The sequence below is a fragment of the Dyella acidisoli genome (assembly GCF_030160295.1).
Taxonomy (GTDB): domain Bacteria; phylum Pseudomonadota; class Gammaproteobacteria; order Xanthomonadales; family Rhodanobacteraceae; genus Dyella_B; species Dyella_B acidisoli.
In genome coordinates, this window is record NZ_BSOB01000033.1 from 1 (window position 1) to 17124 (window position 17124).

Consider the following 17124-nt stretch of genomic DNA (forward strand, 5'->3'; position numbering starts at 1 on the left):
ACAGCTGATCGCCCCGATCGCGATGAGCGAAGGTCTGCGCTTTGCGATTCGCGAAGGCGGCCGTACGGTAGGCGCTGGCGTCGTCGCCAAGATCACCAAGTAAGCAGTAACATGAGAGGTCGCCCGCGATGCGGGCCGTACGCAAGGGTCTGAATTTCCAGGCCGGCGCGGTACGGTCGGCAGCGCGAGCGACTTCACTTTTGATTTATCAACGTACGCCAGTAGCTCAATTGGCAGAGCAGCGGTCTCCAAAACCGCAGGTTGGGGGTTCGAGTCCCTCCTGGCGTGCCACCTTTTTCGAGGAATGATGACGGGTGTGTCGCGATGGCTCTAGGGTCATCGATGTAAGGCATCCGCATGACACGCATGAATACCAAGGCTGAACAGTCCAAAGGCACAAACGGCGCCGATATCGGCAAGCTGGTGCTGGCCGTGCTGGTGCTGGCGGCCGGTATCGTCGGCTACACCTACCTCGGCAACATTGGGGCTGCATCGCCGCTGCGTCTGATCACCATTCTCGCTGCTGTGGCTGCTGCCCTGGCCATTGCGGCTTTTACAGCGCCGGGCCGGCGTACGCGCCATTTTTTGGCAGAGTCGCAGTTTGAGATGCGCAAGGTGGTCTGGCCCACTCGGGACGAGACCATCAAGACTACTGGCATCATCATTCTCGTGGTCATCGTGCTCTCGTTGCTATTGGGGCTGATTGACTTGATCTTGAAGTCGGTCGTGCTCGATTGGCTGTTGAAGTTGGGTTCGTGAGGAGCGCCGCGATGAGCAAGCGTTGGTACGTGGTTCATGCTTATTCCGGGTTCGAGAACCAGGTTAAGAAGTCGCTGATCGAGCGCATTCATCGCGCCGGCATGGAAGAGAGGTTCGGCGAAGTGCTGGTGCCCACCGAAGAAGTGGTGGAAATGCGGAGTGGCCAGAAGCGCCGCAGTGAGCGCAAGTTCTTTCCCGGCTACGTGCTGGTGCAGATCGAAACCGACACCGAAGGCAAGGCGCCGCGCATCGATGATGAGTGCTGGCATCTGGTGAAGGAAACACCAAAGGTGATGGGCTTTATCGGTGGAACAGCCGATCGCCCCATGCCAATCCGCGACAGCGAGGCTGATACCATTCTCAGTCGCGTCCGCGAAGGCGTGGACAAGCCTAAGCCCAAGGTGCTGTTTGAGCCTGGCGAAATGGTTCGCGTCATCGATGGTCCGTTCAACGACTTCAACGGCGTGGTCGAAGAGGTCAATTACGAGAAGAGTCGACTGCGCGTGGCGGTGCTGATTTTCGGCCGCTCCACCCCGGTGGAGCTGGAGTTCGGTCAGGTCGAGAAGGCCTGAGCGACCTTTTCGGCACAGGGCTTGCTTAAAGCCCGTTTCATCTCTAAACTATTCGGTTCACGCCGGGGTCTTTCGACTCGGCGTGTCCGTATTTCTGGAATCCGCAGGATCGCGAATTCCCCTCCCACCAAGGAATGTATACGGCGAGGAGCCGCATAGGCGCCTGAACTCGCGAGGAAACCTCAATGGCAAAGAAAGTCGTCGGTTATATCAAGCTACAGGTCAAGGCCGGTCAGGCCAACCCGTCGCCGCCCGTGGGCCCGGCCCTCGGTCAGCGTGGTCTGAACATCATGGAGTTCTGCAAGGCGTTCAACGCTGCTACGCAGAAGATGGAGCCGGGTCTGCCGATTCCGGTCATCATCACGGCCTACTCGGACCGCACGTTCACCTTTATTACCAAGACCCCGCCCGCCTCCGTGCTGATCAAGAAGGTCACCGGTGTCGCCAAGGGCTCGTCCAAGCCGAATACCGACAAGGTCGGCAAGATCACCCGCAAGCAGTTGGAAGACGTTGCGAAGCAGAAGGAGCCGGATCTTACGGCTGCTGATCTGGACGCCGCGGTGCGCACCATTGCTGGTAGCGCGCGCAGCATGGGCTTGGTGGTGGAGGGTTAAGACATGGCAAAGCTCACGAAGCGTATGAAGGCGGCTCAGGCCGCAGTGCAGCCGGGCAAGGTCTATGCCCTGGATGACGCACTGAAGATCATCAAGAACAACGCCAAGGCGAAGTTTGTTGAATCGGTGGACGTGGCCGTGCGCCTCGGCATCGATGCCAAGAAATCCGATCAAGGCGTGCGCGGCTCCTCGCTGCTGCCGCATGGCACAGGCAAGACCATCAAGGTCGCCGTGTTCTGCCCCGCCGGTGAAAAGGCTGAAGCCGCCAAGGCTGCTGGTGCCGATGCCGTCGGCATGGACGACCTGGCCGAGCGTATGCAGGCGGGCGACCTCGACTTCGGTCGCGTGATCGCTACGCCGGACGCAATGCGCGTAGTCGGTAAGCTGGGTCAGCTGCTCGGTCCTCGTGGCTTGATGCCGAACCCGAAGGATGGCTCGGTCACCGCCGACGTGGTCACAGCCGTGAAGAACGCGAAGGCTGGTCAGGTGAAGTTCCGCAACGACAAGGCGGGCATCATCCACGCCACCATAGGCAAGGCCAGCTTCGAGGCCGCGCAGCTTGCTGACAACCTGAACGCGCTGATCGCTGACCTGATGAAGGCAAAGCCGGCCACCGCCAAGGGTCAATATCTTCAGAAAGTTGCGCTATCCAGCACGATGGGCGTGGGTGTGCCGGTCGATACCTCGACCTTGGTTGCAGCCTCGGCCAAGTAAGAAATCAAGTCCTGCGCGGACGTTGTTCCGCGTAGGCGTCATTTGAGGGTAGCCCCGGCCATAGGCTGGAGCCGCCGTCAAAGACCGCAGGTGTGATCTGCGCATGGTGACGACGGGCAGGGAGCTCGTACAGGCAACGGAATCGCCGTCATCGTCCACGCAATCGCTTAATCCGGTTTCGCAAACCAGCCTGCGTAGATGGTGTTGCCCCTTCTGGAATTATGTTTCATCTGGAAAGGCCACCACCCGGGACTCGTGTCCCCGACGTTATGGATGGCGTCGCTCAGGACCGCCAGCGGCAGGAGCCGCAAGCGGATGTCAATGTGGAGGAGTGATATGGCTCTGAATCTCTCTCAGAAGCAAGAAGTAGTCGCCGAACTGGCCGCTGTGGCCGCGAAGGCTCACTCCTTGGTCGCTGCCGAGTATGCGGGCACCACGGTCGAACAAATGACCGCGATGCGCAAGAAGGCTCGTGAATCCGGTGTGTTTTTGAAAGTTGTCAAAAACACGCTCGCTTCGCGCGCCGTGGTGGGTACCGAGTTCGAGGTCGTCAAGGACGCCCTTACCGGTCCGCTGCTGTACGCATTCTCGACTGAGGAGCCCGGCGCTGCCGGTCGCCTGATCAAGGAATTCGCCAAGAGCAACGACAAGCTGAAGGCGAAGGTTGTTTCGGTGGAAGGCAAGCTGCTGCCGGCTGCGCACGTCGATGTGCTGGCCTCGCTGCCGACCCGCGAAGAAGCCCTCGCCATGCTGGCCCGTGTGCTGGCCGAACCCGCTGCGATGTTTGCGCGCGCCGTCAAGGCCGTGGCCGACAAGCAGAGTGGTGGCGAAGCCCCGGCCGAAGCCGCGTCTGCCTAAGTTCGACGCGATCCAATCGAATTCAATTTCCAGAGGAAATCAACAATGTCCCTTACCAACGAACAGATCGTTGAAGCCGTAGCCGCCAAGTCGCTCATGGAAGTGATGGAGCTGGTGAAGGCCATCGAAGAGAAGTTTGGCGTGTCTGCCGCCGCTCCGGTCGTCATGGCTGGTGGTGGTGGCGCCGCCGCTCCGGCCGTCGAAGAGAAGACCGAATTCGACGTCGTTCTCGTGAACGCCGGCGAAAAGAAGGTCGACGTGATCAAGGCTGTCCGCGCGATCACCGGCCTGGGCTTGAAGGAAGCCAAGGACCTGACCGAGTCGGGTGGCGTGCTGAAGGAAGCCGTGTCGAAGGAAGACGCCGAGAAGTTCAAGAAGGACCTCGAAGCCGCCGGCGCCAAGGTCGAACTGAAGTAATTGGCGCCCTTGCGCGCCGTCAGTTTGATCCAGCGTCACGCAAGCCTGGGGGCGTAAGTCCCCGGGCTTTGCCCGCTTCAGATGATTGCGTGGCAGTCATTTGCAGGCACGTGACGACCCGCCGTGAATCAGTTGCCTTGTGTACCTGATCCACCGGAGTCAAGCCTATGAGGTTTGGCGAACCAGAAAGGGGCAGGAGCCTTTTTCAGAACTATCAGGCAAGGACGCACTTGGATGTAGGGCATCGCGAATAGGACTTTGTGAATTGAAGAGTCTCTATTCACGATCCCCCAGATCCAAGTTTTCCCAATTTAGCCGGTGTGTGCACCACCGGCGCCACAGCGAACCGAGGCGTCACCGACCATGACCTACTCGTTTACCGAGAAGAAGCGCATCCGCAAGGATTTCGGCAAGCGTCCGCCCGTACTGGGCGTACCCAACCTGCTGACAATCCAGACCGATTCCTACCGTGAATTCCTGCAGGAGGACGTTGCTCCCAAGCAGCGCGAAGACAAAGGTCTGCACGCCGCATTGAAGTCCGTGTTCCCGATCGTCAGCTATTCGGGCAATGCGGCCCTCGAATACGTCGACTACCGCCTTGGTGAACCGCCGTTCGACGAACGCGAATGCCGCAACCGCGGCATGACCTTCGGTGCGCCGCTGCGCGTGACCGTTCGTCTGGTGATCTATGACAAGGACAGCCCGGCTTCGAAGAAGGCCGTGAAGTATGTGAAGGAGCAGGAGGTCTACATGGGCGAAATCCCGCTCATGACTGACACCGGTACCTTCATCATCAACGGCACCGAGCGCGTGATCGTGTCGCAGCTTCATCGTTCGCCGGGCGTGTTCTTCGATCACGACCGCGGCAAGACGCATAGCTCCGGCAAGCTGCTGTTCTCCGCGCGCGTGATTCCCTACCGCGGCTCGTGGCTCGACTTCGAATTCGACCCGAAGGACGCGCTGTTCACCCGTATCGACCGTCGCCGTAAATTGCCGGTGACGGTGCTGCTGCGCGCGCTTGGCTATAGCAACGAAGAGATGCTCTCCATCTTCTTCGAGCACAACGTGTTCCACCTGGGCAAGAAGGGTGGCACCACGTTGGAATTGGTCGCCGAGCGTCTGCGCGGCGAAACTCTGAGCTTCGACCTGATGATCGGCGACAAGGTGCTGGTGGAAGCCGGCAAGCGCATCACCGCGCGCCACGTGCGCCAGCTTGCAGCCGAAAACATCACCGCGCTGGAAGTACCGGACGATTATCCGGTCGGCCGCATCCTGGCCATCGACGTCGTCGATTCGAAGACCGGTGAACTGCTGGCTTCGGCGAACGACGAAATCACTGCAGATCAGCTAGAAAACTTCCGCAAAGCCGGTATCGAAACGCTGCCCACGCTGTACGTGAACGATCTGGATCGCGGCGCGTATATCTCACACACTCTGCGCATCGACAGCACCAAAACGCAGCTTGAAGCGCTGGTGGAAATCTATCGCATGATGCGTCCGGGCGAACCGCCGACCAAGGAAGCGGCGCAGAACCTGTTCTTCAATCTGTTCTTCACTTTCGACCGTTACGACCTGTCGGCTGTGGGTCGCATGAAGTTCAATCGTCGCGTTGGCCGCAAAGACATTCTTGGTCCGGGCGTGTTGTTCGACAAGAAATATTTCGGCGAGCTGAAGAACGAAGAGGCGCAGGCGCTGGTGGCCTCGCAGGGCGAGCAGTCTGACATCCTCGATGTGCTGAAGGTGCTGATCGACATCAAGAATGGTCACGGCACGGTGGACGACATCGACCATCTCGGCAATCGTCGCGTGCGTTCGGTTGGCGAAATGGCGGAAAACACCTTCCGCATCGGTCTGGTGCGTGTGGAGCGTGCGGTACGCGAGCGTCTGTCGCTGGCCGAAGCCGAAAGCCTCACGCCGCAGGATCTGATTAACGCTAAGCCGGTTGCGGCGGCGGTGAAGGAATTCTTCGGCTCCTCGCAGCTCTCGCAATTCATGGACCAAAACAACCCGCTGTCGGAAGTGACGCATAAGCGTCGCGTGTCCGCTCTGGGTCCAGGCGGTCTGACGCGCGAGCGCGCCGGCTTCGAAGTGCGCGACGTGCATCCGACCCACTACGGCCGCGTCTGCACCATCGAAACGCCGGAAGGTCCGAACATCGGTCTGATCAACTCGCTCGCCGTGTACGCGCGTACCAATCAGTATGGCTTCCTCGAGACGCCGTATCGCAAGGTCGTGAACGGCAAGGTCACCAACCAGGTGGATTACCTGTCGGCGATCGAAGAAGGTGATCACGTGATCGCGCAGGCGAACTCGCCGCTCAGCAAGGACGGTGGCTTCGTCGAAGATTTCGTGTCCTGCCGTTTCCGTGGCGAATCCGAGTTGCGTCCGTCGGCCGAGATCAACTACATGGACGTCTCGCCGATGCAGACCGTGTCGGTTGCTGCGGCACTGGTTCCGTTCCTGGAGCACGACGACGCGAACCGCGCGTTGATGGGCGCCAACATGCAGCGCCAGGCCGTACCGACGCTGCGTTCGCAGACCCCGTTGGTGGGTACTGGTATCGAGCGCGCCGTGGCACGTGACTCAGGTGTGATCACCACCGCCAAGCGTGGCGGCGTGATCGATCAGGTCGACGCGGCCCGTATCGTGGTGCGCGTGAACGAGGCCGAAGTCGGTGAAAGTGACGCTGGTGTCGACATCTACACGCTGACCAAGTACACCCGTTCCAACCAGAACACCAACCTCAACCAGCGTCCGCTGGTGAACGTGGGTGACGTGGTGGCGAAGGGCGACACGTTGGCCGACGGTTCGTCGACCGACCTGGGCGAGCTTGCGCTCGGCCAGAACATGCTGATCGCCTTCATGCCGTGGAACGGTTACAACTTCGAAGACTCGATCCTGCTCTCCGAGCGCGTCGTGCAGGAAGACCGCTACACCTCGATTCACATCGAGGAGCTGTCCTGTATTGCGCGCGACACGAAGCTGGGTGCAGAAGAAATCACCGCCGACATCCCGAACGTGGGTGAGCAGGCGCTGGCGCGTCTGGACGAGTCCGGCATCGTGTACATCGGTGCGGAAGTGAAGGCGGGTGACATCCTCGTCGGTAAGGTCACGCCGAAGGGTGAAAGCCAACTCACGCCGGAAGAGAAGTTGCTTCGCGCGATCTTCGGCGAGAAGGCGTCCGATGTTAAGGACAGCTCGCTGCGCGTGCCGCCTGGCATGGACGGCACGGTTATCGACGTGCAGGTGTTCACGCGCGACGGTATCGAGAAGGATAAGCGTGCACGCCAGATCGAAGAGATGGAAATCAAGCGAATCCGCAAGGACTTCGATGACCAATTCCGCATCCTCGAAGGCGCGATCTACAACCGCATGCGCGCACAGCTCGTCGGCAAAGTCGCCAACAGCGGCCCGGCCGGCCTCAAGCGTGGTGTCGAGATCGCTCACGATTACCTCGACGGGCTGAAGAAGGACGACTGGTTCAAGATCAACGTCAAGGATGAAGCCACAGTCGAGTTCCTCGAGCGCGCGTCCGAGCAGGTCAAACGCCACAAGGAAGAGTTCGACAAGCGCTTCAAGGAAAAGCAGGCGAAGATCACCCAGGGCGACGATCTCGCTCCGGGCGTGCTGAAGATGGTCAAGGTGTTCCTGGCCGTGAAGCGCCGCATCCAGCCGGGTGACAAGATGGCTGGCCGTCACGGTAACAAGGGCGTGGTGTCTAACGTGGTGCCGGTGGAAGACATGCCGTACATGGCTGACGGCACGTCGATCGACATCTGCCTGAATCCGCTGGGCGTGCCCTCGCGTATGAACATCGGTCAGATTCTGGAAGTGCATCTTGGCTGGGCCGCGAAGGGTCTGGGTAAGAAGATCCAGCAGATGCTCGAAGCGCAGGAGAAGGTGGCGAAGATCCGCGAGTTCCTCGACCAGATCTACAACCACCACGTTGCCGGCGCCGTGCAGCACGTCGACCTGAAGTCGCTCACCGATGAGGAAATCTTCACGTTGGCGAAGAACCTGCAGGAAGGCGTTCCGATGGCCACGCCGGTGTTCGACGGTGCTGAGGAGCAAGAAATCAAGGCAATGCTGAAGCTGGCGGATCTGCCTCAATCGGGTCAGACCACGCTGTACGACGGCCGCACCGGCGAGGCGTTCGATCGCTCGGTCACCGTTGGCTACATGCATTACCTCAAACTCAACCACTTGGTCGACGACAAGATGCACGCCCGTTCGACCGGTCCGTACTCGCTCGTCACCCAGCAGCCGCTGGGCGGCAAGGCGCAGTTCGGCGGTCAGCGTTTCGGCGAAATGGAAGTCTGGGCGCTCGAAGCCTACGGCGCGGCTTACACCCTGCAGGAAATGCTCACGGTGAAATCCGACGACGTGCAGGGCCGCAACCAGATGTACAAGAACATCGTCGACGGCAACCACGAGATGGCGGCGGGCATGCCGGAATCCTTCAACGTGCTCGTGAAGGAAATCCGTTCGCTCTGCATCGACATCGACCTGGAAGAGATCAAGTAACCCGCGGGTTACAGGAGCTTATGCAATGAAAGATTTGCTCAATCTATTCAACCAGCAGCGCACCACGCCGGAATTCGACTCGATCAAGATCGCACTGGCGTCGCCGGAGCTGATCCGTTCGTGGTCGTACGGCGAAGTGAAAAAGCCGGAAACGATCAACTACCGTACCTTCAAGCCGGAGCGTGACGGCCTGTTCTGCGCCGCCATCTTCGGACCGGTGAAAGACTACGAGTGCCTGTGCGGCAAGTACAAGCGCATGAAGCATCGTGGCGTGGTCTGCGAAAAATGCGGCACCGAAGTCACGCTGGCCAAGGTGCGTCGCGAGCGCATGGGCCACATCGAGCTGGCCAGCCCGGTCGCGCACATCTGGTTCCTCAAGTCGCTGCCCTCGCGCATCGGCCTGATGTTGGATATGACCCTGCGCGATATCGAGCGCATCCTGTACTTCGAAGCCTTCGTGGTGATCGATCCAGGTTTGACCGCGCTCGAGCGCGGCCAGCTGCTGAGCGAAGATCAGTACCTGGAAGCGGTAGAAGAGCACGGTGACGAATTCGACGCCCGCATGGGTGCCGAGGCTGTGTTCGAGCTGCTGAAGTCGCTCGACCTGCCGGGCGAAGTGATTCGCCTCAAGGAAGAAATCGCTTCCACTAACTCCGAGACCAAGCTCAAGCGCCTCACCAAGCGCGTGAAGCTGATCGAGGCCTTCCTGGAATCCGGTAACCGTCCGGAGTGGATGGTCATGACCGTGTTGCCCGTGCTGCCGCCGGACCTGCGTCCGCTGGTGCCGCTGGACGGCGGTCGCTTCGCGACGTCCGATCTCAATGATCTGTATCGCCGCGTCATCAACCGTAACAACCGCCTGAAGCGTCTGCTCGAACTCAATGCGCCCGACATCATCGTGCGCAACGAGAAGCGCATGCTGCAGGAATCGGTCGATGCGCTGATGGACAACGGCCGTCGCGGTCGTGCCATTACCGGCACCAACAAGCGCGCGCTGAAGTCGCTCGCCGACATGATCAAGGGCAAGCAGGGGCGCTTCCGCCAGAACCTGCTCGGCAAGCGCGTGGACTACTCCGGTCGCTCGGTAATCGTGGTCGGTCCGACGCTTCGCCTGCATCAGTGCGGCCTGCCGAAGAAGATGGCGCTGGAACTGTTCAAGCCCTTCATCTTTGCCAAGCTGCAGGCTCGTGGCGAGGCGACCACCATCAAGGCGGCCAAGAAACTGGTCGAACGTGAAGAGCCGATGGTGTGGGACATCCTCGAAGAGGTGATCCGCGAACATCCGGTGCTGCTGAACCGCGCGCCGACGCTGCACCGTCTCGGCATTCAGGCGTTTGAGCCGAAGCTGATCGAAGGCAAGGCCATCCAGCTGCATCCGCTGGTGTGTACCGCATTCAACGCCGACTTCGACGGTGACCAGATGGCTGTGCACGTGCCGCTGTCGATCGAGGCGCAGTTGGAAGCGCGCGCGCTGATGATGTCGTCCAACAACATCCTGTCGCCGGCCAACGGTGAGCCGATCATCGTGCCGACGCAGGACGTGGTGCTTGGCCTGTACTACATGACGCGTGAACTGGTGAATGCAAAGGGCACCGGCATGGTGTTCTCCAGCATCAGCGAAGTGCGTCGCGCTTACGACAATCGCGCGATCGAGTTGCACGCCAAGATCAAAGTGCGTCTGAAGCAGGTCAAAGTGCACGATAGCGGTGAGCGCACCAGCAGCATTGCGCTGGTGGAAACCACTGTTGGCCGTGCACTGCTGGCCGAGATCACACCAGAGGGCCTGCCGTTCGAACTGGCCAACACCGAGCTGACCAAGAAGAACATCTCGCGTCTGATCAACGCTTGCTATCGTCGCTTGGGTCTGAAAGATACGGTGATCTTTGCCGACCAGCTGATGTACACCGGCTTCCGTTTTGCGACGCGCGCTGGCATCTCCATCGGCATCGACGACATGATCATCCCGAACGAGAAGAAGCCGATCCTGGAAGAAGCCGAGAAGGAAGTGGTCGAGATCCAGGAGCAATACCAGTCCGGTCTTGTCACCGCCGGCGAGCGTTACAACAAGGTCGTCGACATCTGGTCGCGCACCAACGAACTGGTTGCCAAGGCGATGATCGACGGCATCGGTACCGAGAAGGTGAGCGATGCCGAAGGCAAGACGGTTGCGCAGAAGTCGATGAACTCGCTGTACATCATGGCCGACTCCGGTGCGCGTGGTTCGGTGGCGCAGATTCGTCAGCTTGCCGGTATGCGCGGCCTGATGGCGCGTCCGGACGGCTCGATCATCGAGACGCCGATTAAGGCGAACTTCCGCGAAGGCTTGAACGTGCTGCAGTACTTCAACTCCACGCACGGCGCCCGTAAGGGTCTGGCCGACACGGCGTTGAAGACGGCGAACTCCGGTTACCTCACCCGTCGTCTCGTCGACGTGGCACAGGACGTGGTCATCACCTCGTCCGATTGCGGTACCGACGAAGGCCTGATCATGCAGCCGATCGTGGAAGGCGGCGACGTGGTCGAGCCGCTGCGCGAGCGTGTGCTCGGTCGCGTGGTAGCTGAAGATGTCTACGGTCCGGGCGAAAGCGACGAGCCGATCGTCACTCGCAACACACTGCTGGACGAAGCGCTGGTCGAAAAGCTGGACAAGGCTGGCGTGCAATCCATCATTGTGCGTTCGTCCATCACTTGCGAAGCCCATCACGGCGTTTGCGCGCTGTGCTATGGCCGCGACCTGGCACGCGGTCACCTGGTGAACATGGGTGAAGCCGTGGGCGTAGTGGCTGCTCAGTCGATCGGTGAGCCGGGTACCCAGCTGACCATGCGTACGTTCCACATCGGTGGTGCGGCGTCGCGTGCAGCAGCGGTGGACAATGTGTCGGTGAAGACCACCGGTACGCTGAAGTTCAACAACCTCAAGACCGTGCAGCATGCCCAGGGTCACCTGGTGGCCGTGTCGCGTTCGGGCGAAGTGTCGGTGATCGACGCGAACGGCCGCGAGCGCGAACGCTACAAGGTGCCGTACGGCGCCACCATCACCGTCAAGGACGGCGCCCCAGTCAAGGCAGGTCAGACCATCGCCAACTGGGATCCGCACACCCATCCGATCGTGTCGGAAGTGGCTGGTGTGGTGCGCTTCATCGACTTCATCGATGGCGTCACTGTGCAGAGCCAGACCGATGAACTTACTGGTCTGGAATCGGCGGTGGTGACCGATCCGAAGCGTCGCGGTACTGCGGCCAAGGATCTCCGTCCAATCGTGCGTCTGGAAGACAGCAAGGGCCGCGAGCTCAAGCTGCCGGGTACGGATGTACCGGCGCAGTACTTCCTGCCGGCCGGTGCGATCGTGTCGATCCAGAACGGCGCCGAAGTGGGCGTGGGTGACGTGGTTGCCCGTATCCCGCAGGAAACCTCGAAGACCCGCGACATCACTGGTGGTCTGCCACGCGTGGCAGACTTGTTCGAAGCACGCAAGCCGAAGGAGCCGGCGATCCTTGCCGAGCGTTCGGGCGTAGTCAGCTTCGGCAAGGACACCAAGGGTAAGCAGCGCCTCATCATCAAGGACAGTGAGGGTAACGAGCACGAAGAGCTGATTCCGAAGTGGCGTCAGGTCATCGTGTTCGAAGGCGAGCACGTGGAGAAGGGTGAAACCGTCGTGGACGGCGAGCCCAATCCGCATGACATCCTGCGTTTGCTGGGTGTTGAGCAGCTCGCTGCGTACCTGGTCAAGGAAATCCAGGACGTCTACCGCCTGCAGGGCGTGAAGATCAACGACAAGCACATCGAAACGATCATTCGCCAGATGCTGCGCAAGGTCGAGATCACCGAGCCTGGTGAAAGCCACTATCTGCGTGGTGAACAGGTGGAGCGCGTGCGGATCAACGCAGAGAACGATCGCGCCGAAGCTCGCAACGAGCGTCCTGCTGAATTCCAGTCGGTACTGCTGGGTATCACCAAGGCATCGCTTGCGACCGAGTCGTTTATTTCGGCCGCATCGTTCCAGGAAACCACTCGCGTTCTTACCGAAGCAGCGGTTCGTGGCACACGCGATACCTTGCGTGGTTTGAAGGAAAATGTTATTGTCGGCCGTCTAATTCCGGCAGGAACGGGTTTGGCGTATCACGCACAGCGTCATCGCCAGGGCGGGTTGACCGCCTCGGAACTGGAAACCCTTTCCGGTTCCTCCCAAGTCTCCTTTGCGGAGGCGCCGGTAGGCACTGATGCAGGTATCGAGTAAGCCCCAAACGGCTTGCTCGCCGACATACGAAATGAGGCGCATGGAATGCGCCTCGTGTTCGAGTCTAGGACGGCGGGTGTTTCCTTGCTTGAGGTGAGGCGCCCATGTTAAATTCCCGCTTCTTGGCAGACCGGTTTTGTCGGTCTGCCTTTATGTTTCCCAGGAATAGCTTCGCATGACGACAGTCAATCAACTGGTGCGCAAATCCCGCAGCCCGAAGAGCTACAAGAGCGCTTCGCCGGCGCTGCAAAGCAGCCCGCAACGCCGCGGCGTCTGCACGCGCGTTTATACCACCACTCCCAAGAAGCCGAACTCGGCCCTGCGTAAGGTCGCCAAGGTGCGCCTGACCAACGGTTACGAGGTCATCAGCTACATCGGTGGTGAAGGCCACAACCTGCAGGAGCACTCGGTAGTGCTCATCCGCGGCGGCCGTGTGAAGGATCTGCCGGGTGTGCGTTACCACACCGTGCGCGGCAGTCTCGACTGCGCCGGCGTTGCCAAGCGCCGCCAGGCTCGTTCGAAGTATGGCGCCAAGCGCCCGAAGAGCTAATTGAAGGACACGTACTATGTCGCGTAAAGGTTCACATCCCGCCCGTCTGGTCCTGCCTGATCCCAAGCACGGCAGCCAGCTCATTGCTCGCTTCATCAATATGGTGATGAAGAGCGGCAAGAAATCCGTCGCCGAAGCCATTGTCTATGGTGCGCTGGATCACCTCGGCGAAAAGCACGCCGAGCCGGTGCAGCTGGTCGAAAAGGCGCTCGGTAATATCGCCCCGGCCGTTGAGGTGAAGTCTCGCCGCGTCGGCGGCGCTACCTATCAGGTGCCGGTCGAAGTGCGCCCGGGTCGTCGTATGGCGTTGGCCATGCGTTGGGCGATCGAAGCTGCGCGCAAGCGTGGCGAAACATCTATGCCGCGCAAGCTTGCCGCCGAATTGCTGGAAGCATCGGAAAACCGCGGCGGTGCCATCAAGAAGCGTGAAGAAACGCATCGTATGGCTGAGGCCAATAAGGCTTTCTCGCACTACCGCTGGTAAGTAATACAGCACGGATCGAGGCTAGTATCGTGGCACGCACCACTCCCATCGAGCGCTACCGTAACTTCGGCATCATGGCTCACATCGATGCCGGTAAAACCACCACTACGGAGCGCATCCTGTTCTACACCGGTGTCAGTCATAAGATTGGCGAGGTGCATGACGGTGCTGCGACCATGGACTGGATGGAGCAGGAGCAGGAGCGTGGCATTACCATTACGTCGGCGGCAACGACGGCGTTCTGGAAGGGTATGGATCGTTCTCTGCCCGAGCATCGCTTCAATATCATCGATACTCCAGGTCACGTCGACTTCACCATTGAGGTGGAGCGTTCGTTGCGTGTGCTCGATGGTGCGGTGTTCGTGCTCTGCGCCGTGGGTGGAGTGCAGCCACAGTCCGAAACGGTGTGGCGTCAGGCCAACAAATACGGCGTGCCGCGCCTTGCGTTCGTCAACAAGATGGATCGTACCGGCGCCAACTTCAACAAGGTCGTCGATCAGTTGAAGGCGCGTCTCGGTGCGCATCCGGTACCGATGCAGGTGCCGATTGGCGCCGAAGATGATTTCGAGGGCGTGGTCGACCTCATCAAGATGAAGGCGATCATCTGGGACATGGAGTCCCAGGGTATGAAGTTCGAGTACCAGGACATTCCGGCTAACCTGAAAGACGCTGCTATCAAAGCGCGCAACTTCATGGTGGAGTCTGCTGCCGAAACGTCCGAGGAGCTGATGAACAAGTACTTGGAGGAGGGCGACCTCTCTGAGGAAGAGGTCATCTCGGGCCTTCGCGCTGGCACGCTTTCCAATACGCTGATCCCGGTTTTCTGCGGCACCGCATTCAAGAACAAGGGTGTGCAGGCCATGCTCGACGCAGTGATTCAACTGCTGCCGTCGCCGGCCGATCGCCCGCCAGTCAAGGGTGTTGACGAGAACGAGAAAGAAGCCAGTCGCGAAGCAAGCGACTCGGCTCCGTTCTCCTCGCTTGCATTCAAGATCATGACCGACCCGTTCGTCGGTTCACTGACCTTTTTCCGTGTTTACTCGGGTACGCTCAATTCCGGCGACGCCGTGTACAACCCGGTGAAGTCCAAGAAGGAGCGCATCGGCCGCATCCTGCAGATGCATGCCAACGAGCGCCAGGAAATCAAAGAAGTTCGTGCGGGCGATATCGCTGCGGCAGTTGGTCTGAAGGATGTCACCACGGGTGACACGCTGTGCGCCCAAGATCACGTGATCACCTTGGAGCGCATGACGTTCCCGGAGCCGGTGATCTCGATGGCGGTGGAGCCAAAGACCAAATCGGATCAGGAAAAGATGGGTATCGCGCTCGGCCGCCTGGCTGCGGAAGATCCGTCGTTCCGCGTGCGTACCGATGAAGAATCAGGTCAGACGATCATCTCGGGCATGGGCGAGCTGCACTTGGACATCTTGGTGGATCGCATGCGCCGCGAGTTCAACGTCGAGGCCAATGTCGGCAAGCCGCAGGTGGCTTACCGCGAGACGATCCAAGGCTCCTACAAGGCTGACTTTAAGCACGCCAAGCAGTCCGGCGGTAAAGGCCAGTACGGTCACGTGGTGATTGAGTTCTCGCCGATGACTGACGAGGATCGCAAGAATCCGGACATCAAAGATGATTTCCTGTTCATCAATGACATCACGGGCGGTGTGATTCCGAAGGAATACATTCCGTCGGTGGAAAAGGGTTTGCGCGAGTCCATCACCAGTGGTCACCTAGCTGGCTTCCCGGTTGTTGGCGTCAAGGCGAAGCTGATATTCGGTTCGTATCATGACGTCGATTCGTCTGAAATGGCCTTCAAGATCGCTGCCCACGGCGCGTTTCGGGAGACCTTTAAAGATGGTGCGAAACAGTCGAAGCCGATTCTGCTTGAGCCGATCATGAAGGTCGAAGTCGTGACGCCTGAGGATTACCTCGGTGACGTCATGGGCGACGTAAGTCGTCGTCGCGGCGTGCTTCAGGGTTCTGACGACACGCCGTCGGGCAAGACTATCAACGCCATGATTCCGCTTGGTGAGATGTTCGGCTATGCAACAGCGCTTCGCTCGCAGACGCAGGGTCGAGCCACCTTCACGATGGAATTCGATCATTACGAACCGGCGCCGAACAACATCGCCGAACAGGTCATGAAGAAAGCCTGATAAGGCCCTCTTCTCCAAACAACACAGTTCTTTCAGAGGTTTGAACCATGGCAAAGGGTAAATTCGAACGCACCAAGCCACACGTAAACGTGGGCACGATCGGTCACGTGGACCACGGCAAGACGACGCTGACAGCGGCGCTGACGAAGGTTGGTGCAGAGCGTTTTGGCGGTGAGTTCAAGGCGTACGACGCGATTGACGCGGCGCCGGAAGAAAAGGCGCGCGGTATCACGATCTCCACGGCCCACGTGGAATACGAATCGCCGAACCGCCACTACGCCCACGTGGACTGCCCGGGCCATGCTGACTACGTGAAGAACATGATCACGGGTGCGGCGCAGATGGACGGTGCGATCCTGGTGTGCTCGGCCGCGGACGGCCCGATGCCGCAGACGCGCGAACACATCCTGCTGAGCCGCCAGGTGGGCGTGCCGTACATCGTGGTGTTCCTGAACAAGGCCGACATGGTGGACGACGCCGAGCTGCTGGAGCTCGTGGAGATGGAAGTGCGCGAGCTGCTCTCCAAGTACGAGTTCCCGGGCGACGACACCCCGATCATCAAGGGTTCGGCCAAGCTGGCGCTGGAAGGCGACCAGTCGGACATCGGCGTGCCGGCGATCATTGCGCTGGTGGACGCGCTGGACAGCTACATCCCTGAGCCGGTGCGCGTGCTGGACAAGCCGTTCCTGATGCCGGTGGAAGACGTGTTCTCGATCTCCGGCCGCGGTACGGTGGTAACCGGTCGCGTGGAGACGGGCATCATCAAGGTCGGTGACGAAATCGAGATCGTGGGTTTGAAGCCGACGGTTAAGACGACGGTGACCGGCGTGGAAATGTTCCGCAAGCTGCTGGATCAGGGTCAGGCGGGCGACAACGTGGGTCTGCTGCTGCGCGGCACGAAGCGTGAAGACGTGGAGCGCGGTCAGGTGCTGGCCAAGCCGGGTTCGATCACGCCGCACACGGATTTCGAAGGCGAGATCTACGTGCTGTCGAAGGAAGAGGGTGGCCGTCATACCCCGTTCTTCAGCAACTACCGCCCGCAGTTCTATTTCCGTACGACGGACGTGACCGGCGCGATCAAGTTGCCAGAGGGCACGGAGATGGTGATGCCGGGCGACAATGTGAAGATCTCGGTACAGCTGATCGCCCCGATCGCGATGAGCGAAGGTCTGCGCTTTGCGATTCGCGAAGGCGGCCGTACGGTAGGCGCTGGCGTCGTCGCCAAGATCACCAAGTAAG

At 60.0% G+C, this 17124-nt stretch carries 13 protein-coding genes and 1 tRNA gene; all 14 read left to right on the forward strand.

Features of this window, described 5'->3' with window-relative positions; genetic code table 11:
• Positions 1 to 103 (forward strand): EF-Tu C-terminal domain-related protein (locus QQJ86_RS15370; RefSeq protein WP_486599116.1); only part of this gene is annotated, 103 nt, incomplete at its 5' end.
• 112 nt (positions 104 to 215) lie between these two features.
• A tRNA-Trp gene (locus QQJ86_RS15375) sits at positions 216 to 291 on the forward strand.
• Positions 292 to 366: 75 nt separating this feature from the next.
• Positions 367 to 759: a preprotein translocase subunit SecE gene (gene secE, locus QQJ86_RS15380; RefSeq protein ID WP_284321851.1), complete on the forward strand. Its 393-nt coding sequence runs from the start codon at positions 367 to 369 to the stop codon at positions 757 to 759.
• Between the two features lie 11 nt (positions 760 to 770).
• Positions 771 to 1331 carry a transcription termination/antitermination protein NusG gene (gene nusG / locus QQJ86_RS15385; protein ID WP_284321852.1) on the forward strand — a complete coding sequence of 187 codons (561 nt, stop codon included), beginning with the start codon at positions 771 to 773 and terminating at the stop codon, positions 1329 to 1331.
• A 185-nt stretch (positions 1332 to 1516) separates the two neighbouring features.
• Positions 1517 to 1945, forward strand: a complete 429-nt coding sequence (gene rplK / locus QQJ86_RS15390; RefSeq protein ID WP_115497596.1) for a 50S ribosomal protein L11 — start codon at positions 1517 to 1519, stop codon at positions 1943 to 1945.
• Positions 1946 to 1948: 3 nt separating this feature from the next.
• Positions 1949 to 2659: a 50S ribosomal protein L1 gene (rplA, locus tag QQJ86_RS15395; protein WP_284321853.1), complete on the forward strand. Its 711-nt coding sequence runs from the start codon at positions 1949 to 1951 to the stop codon at positions 2657 to 2659.
• A gap of 336 nt (positions 2660 to 2995) precedes the next feature.
• Complete coding sequence (gene rplJ, locus QQJ86_RS15400) at positions 2996 to 3517, forward strand: 50S ribosomal protein L10 (protein WP_284321854.1); 522 nt, start codon at positions 2996 to 2998, stop codon at positions 3515 to 3517.
• Between the two features lie 45 nt (positions 3518 to 3562).
• On the forward strand, positions 3563 to 3934 hold the full coding sequence (gene rplL, locus QQJ86_RS15405; RefSeq protein ID WP_126687175.1) for a 50S ribosomal protein L7/L12: 372 nt from the start codon (positions 3563 to 3565) through the stop codon (positions 3932 to 3934).
• A 363-nt stretch (positions 3935 to 4297) separates the two neighbouring features.
• Positions 4298 to 8458 carry a DNA-directed RNA polymerase subunit beta gene (gene rpoB / locus QQJ86_RS15410; RefSeq protein ID WP_284321855.1) on the forward strand — a complete coding sequence of 1387 codons (4161 nt, stop codon included), beginning with the start codon at positions 4298 to 4300 and terminating at the stop codon, positions 8456 to 8458.
• Between the two features lie 25 nt (positions 8459 to 8483).
• Positions 8484 to 12695, forward strand: a complete 4212-nt coding sequence (gene rpoC, locus QQJ86_RS15415) for a DNA-directed RNA polymerase subunit beta' (protein WP_284321856.1) — start codon at positions 8484 to 8486, stop codon at positions 12693 to 12695.
• A gap of 175 nt (positions 12696 to 12870) precedes the next feature.
• Entirely contained in the window at positions 12871 to 13245 is a 375-nt protein-coding gene (gene rpsL / locus QQJ86_RS15420) for a 30S ribosomal protein S12 (protein ID WP_049621827.1), read from the forward strand.
• A 16-nt stretch (positions 13246 to 13261) separates the two neighbouring features.
• Complete coding sequence (gene rpsG, locus QQJ86_RS15425; RefSeq protein WP_128899618.1) at positions 13262 to 13729, forward strand: 30S ribosomal protein S7; 468 nt, start codon at positions 13262 to 13264, stop codon at positions 13727 to 13729.
• 29 nt (positions 13730 to 13758) lie between these two features.
• Positions 13759 to 15885 carry an elongation factor G gene (gene fusA / locus QQJ86_RS15430; RefSeq protein WP_284321857.1) on the forward strand — a complete coding sequence of 709 codons (2127 nt, stop codon included), beginning with the start codon at positions 13759 to 13761 and terminating at the stop codon, positions 15883 to 15885.
• Between the two features lie 47 nt (positions 15886 to 15932).
• Positions 15933 to 17123 (forward strand): elongation factor Tu, encoded by a 1191-nt coding sequence (gene tuf / locus QQJ86_RS15435; RefSeq protein ID WP_284319944.1) that lies wholly within the window; start codon positions 15933 to 15935, stop codon positions 17121 to 17123.
• Position 17124 lies beyond the last annotated feature (1 nt).

Bases quoted from the DNA above. Each gene is read 5' to 3' on its own strand.
- rpoB (WP_284321855.1), top strand. From the start codon at position 4,298: ATGACCTACTCGTTTACCGAGAAGAAGCGCATCCGCAAGGATTTCGGC.
- nusG (WP_284321852.1), top strand. From the start codon at position 771: ATGAGCAAGCGTTGGTACGTGGTTCATGCTTATTCCGGGTTCGAGAAC.
- rplL (WP_126687175.1), top strand. From the start codon at position 3,563: ATGTCCCTTACCAACGAACAGATCGTTGAAGCCGTAGCCGCCAAGTCG.
- rpsL (WP_049621827.1), top strand. From the start codon at position 12,871: ATGACGACAGTCAATCAACTGGTGCGCAAATCCCGCAGCCCGAAGAGC.
- rplJ (WP_284321854.1), top strand. From the start codon at position 2,996: ATGGCTCTGAATCTCTCTCAGAAGCAAGAAGTAGTCGCCGAACTGGCC.
- rplK (WP_115497596.1), top strand. From the start codon at position 1,517: ATGGCAAAGAAAGTCGTCGGTTATATCAAGCTACAGGTCAAGGCCGGT.
- tuf (WP_284319944.1), top strand. From the start codon at position 15,933: ATGGCAAAGGGTAAATTCGAACGCACCAAGCCACACGTAAACGTGGGC.
- secE (WP_284321851.1), top strand. From the start codon at position 367: ATGAATACCAAGGCTGAACAGTCCAAAGGCACAAACGGCGCCGATATC.
- rpoC (WP_284321856.1), top strand. From the start codon at position 8,484: ATGAAAGATTTGCTCAATCTATTCAACCAGCAGCGCACCACGCCGGAA.
- rpsG (WP_128899618.1), top strand. From the start codon at position 13,262: ATGTCGCGTAAAGGTTCACATCCCGCCCGTCTGGTCCTGCCTGATCCC.
- rplA (WP_284321853.1), top strand. From the start codon at position 1,949: ATGGCAAAGCTCACGAAGCGTATGAAGGCGGCTCAGGCCGCAGTGCAG.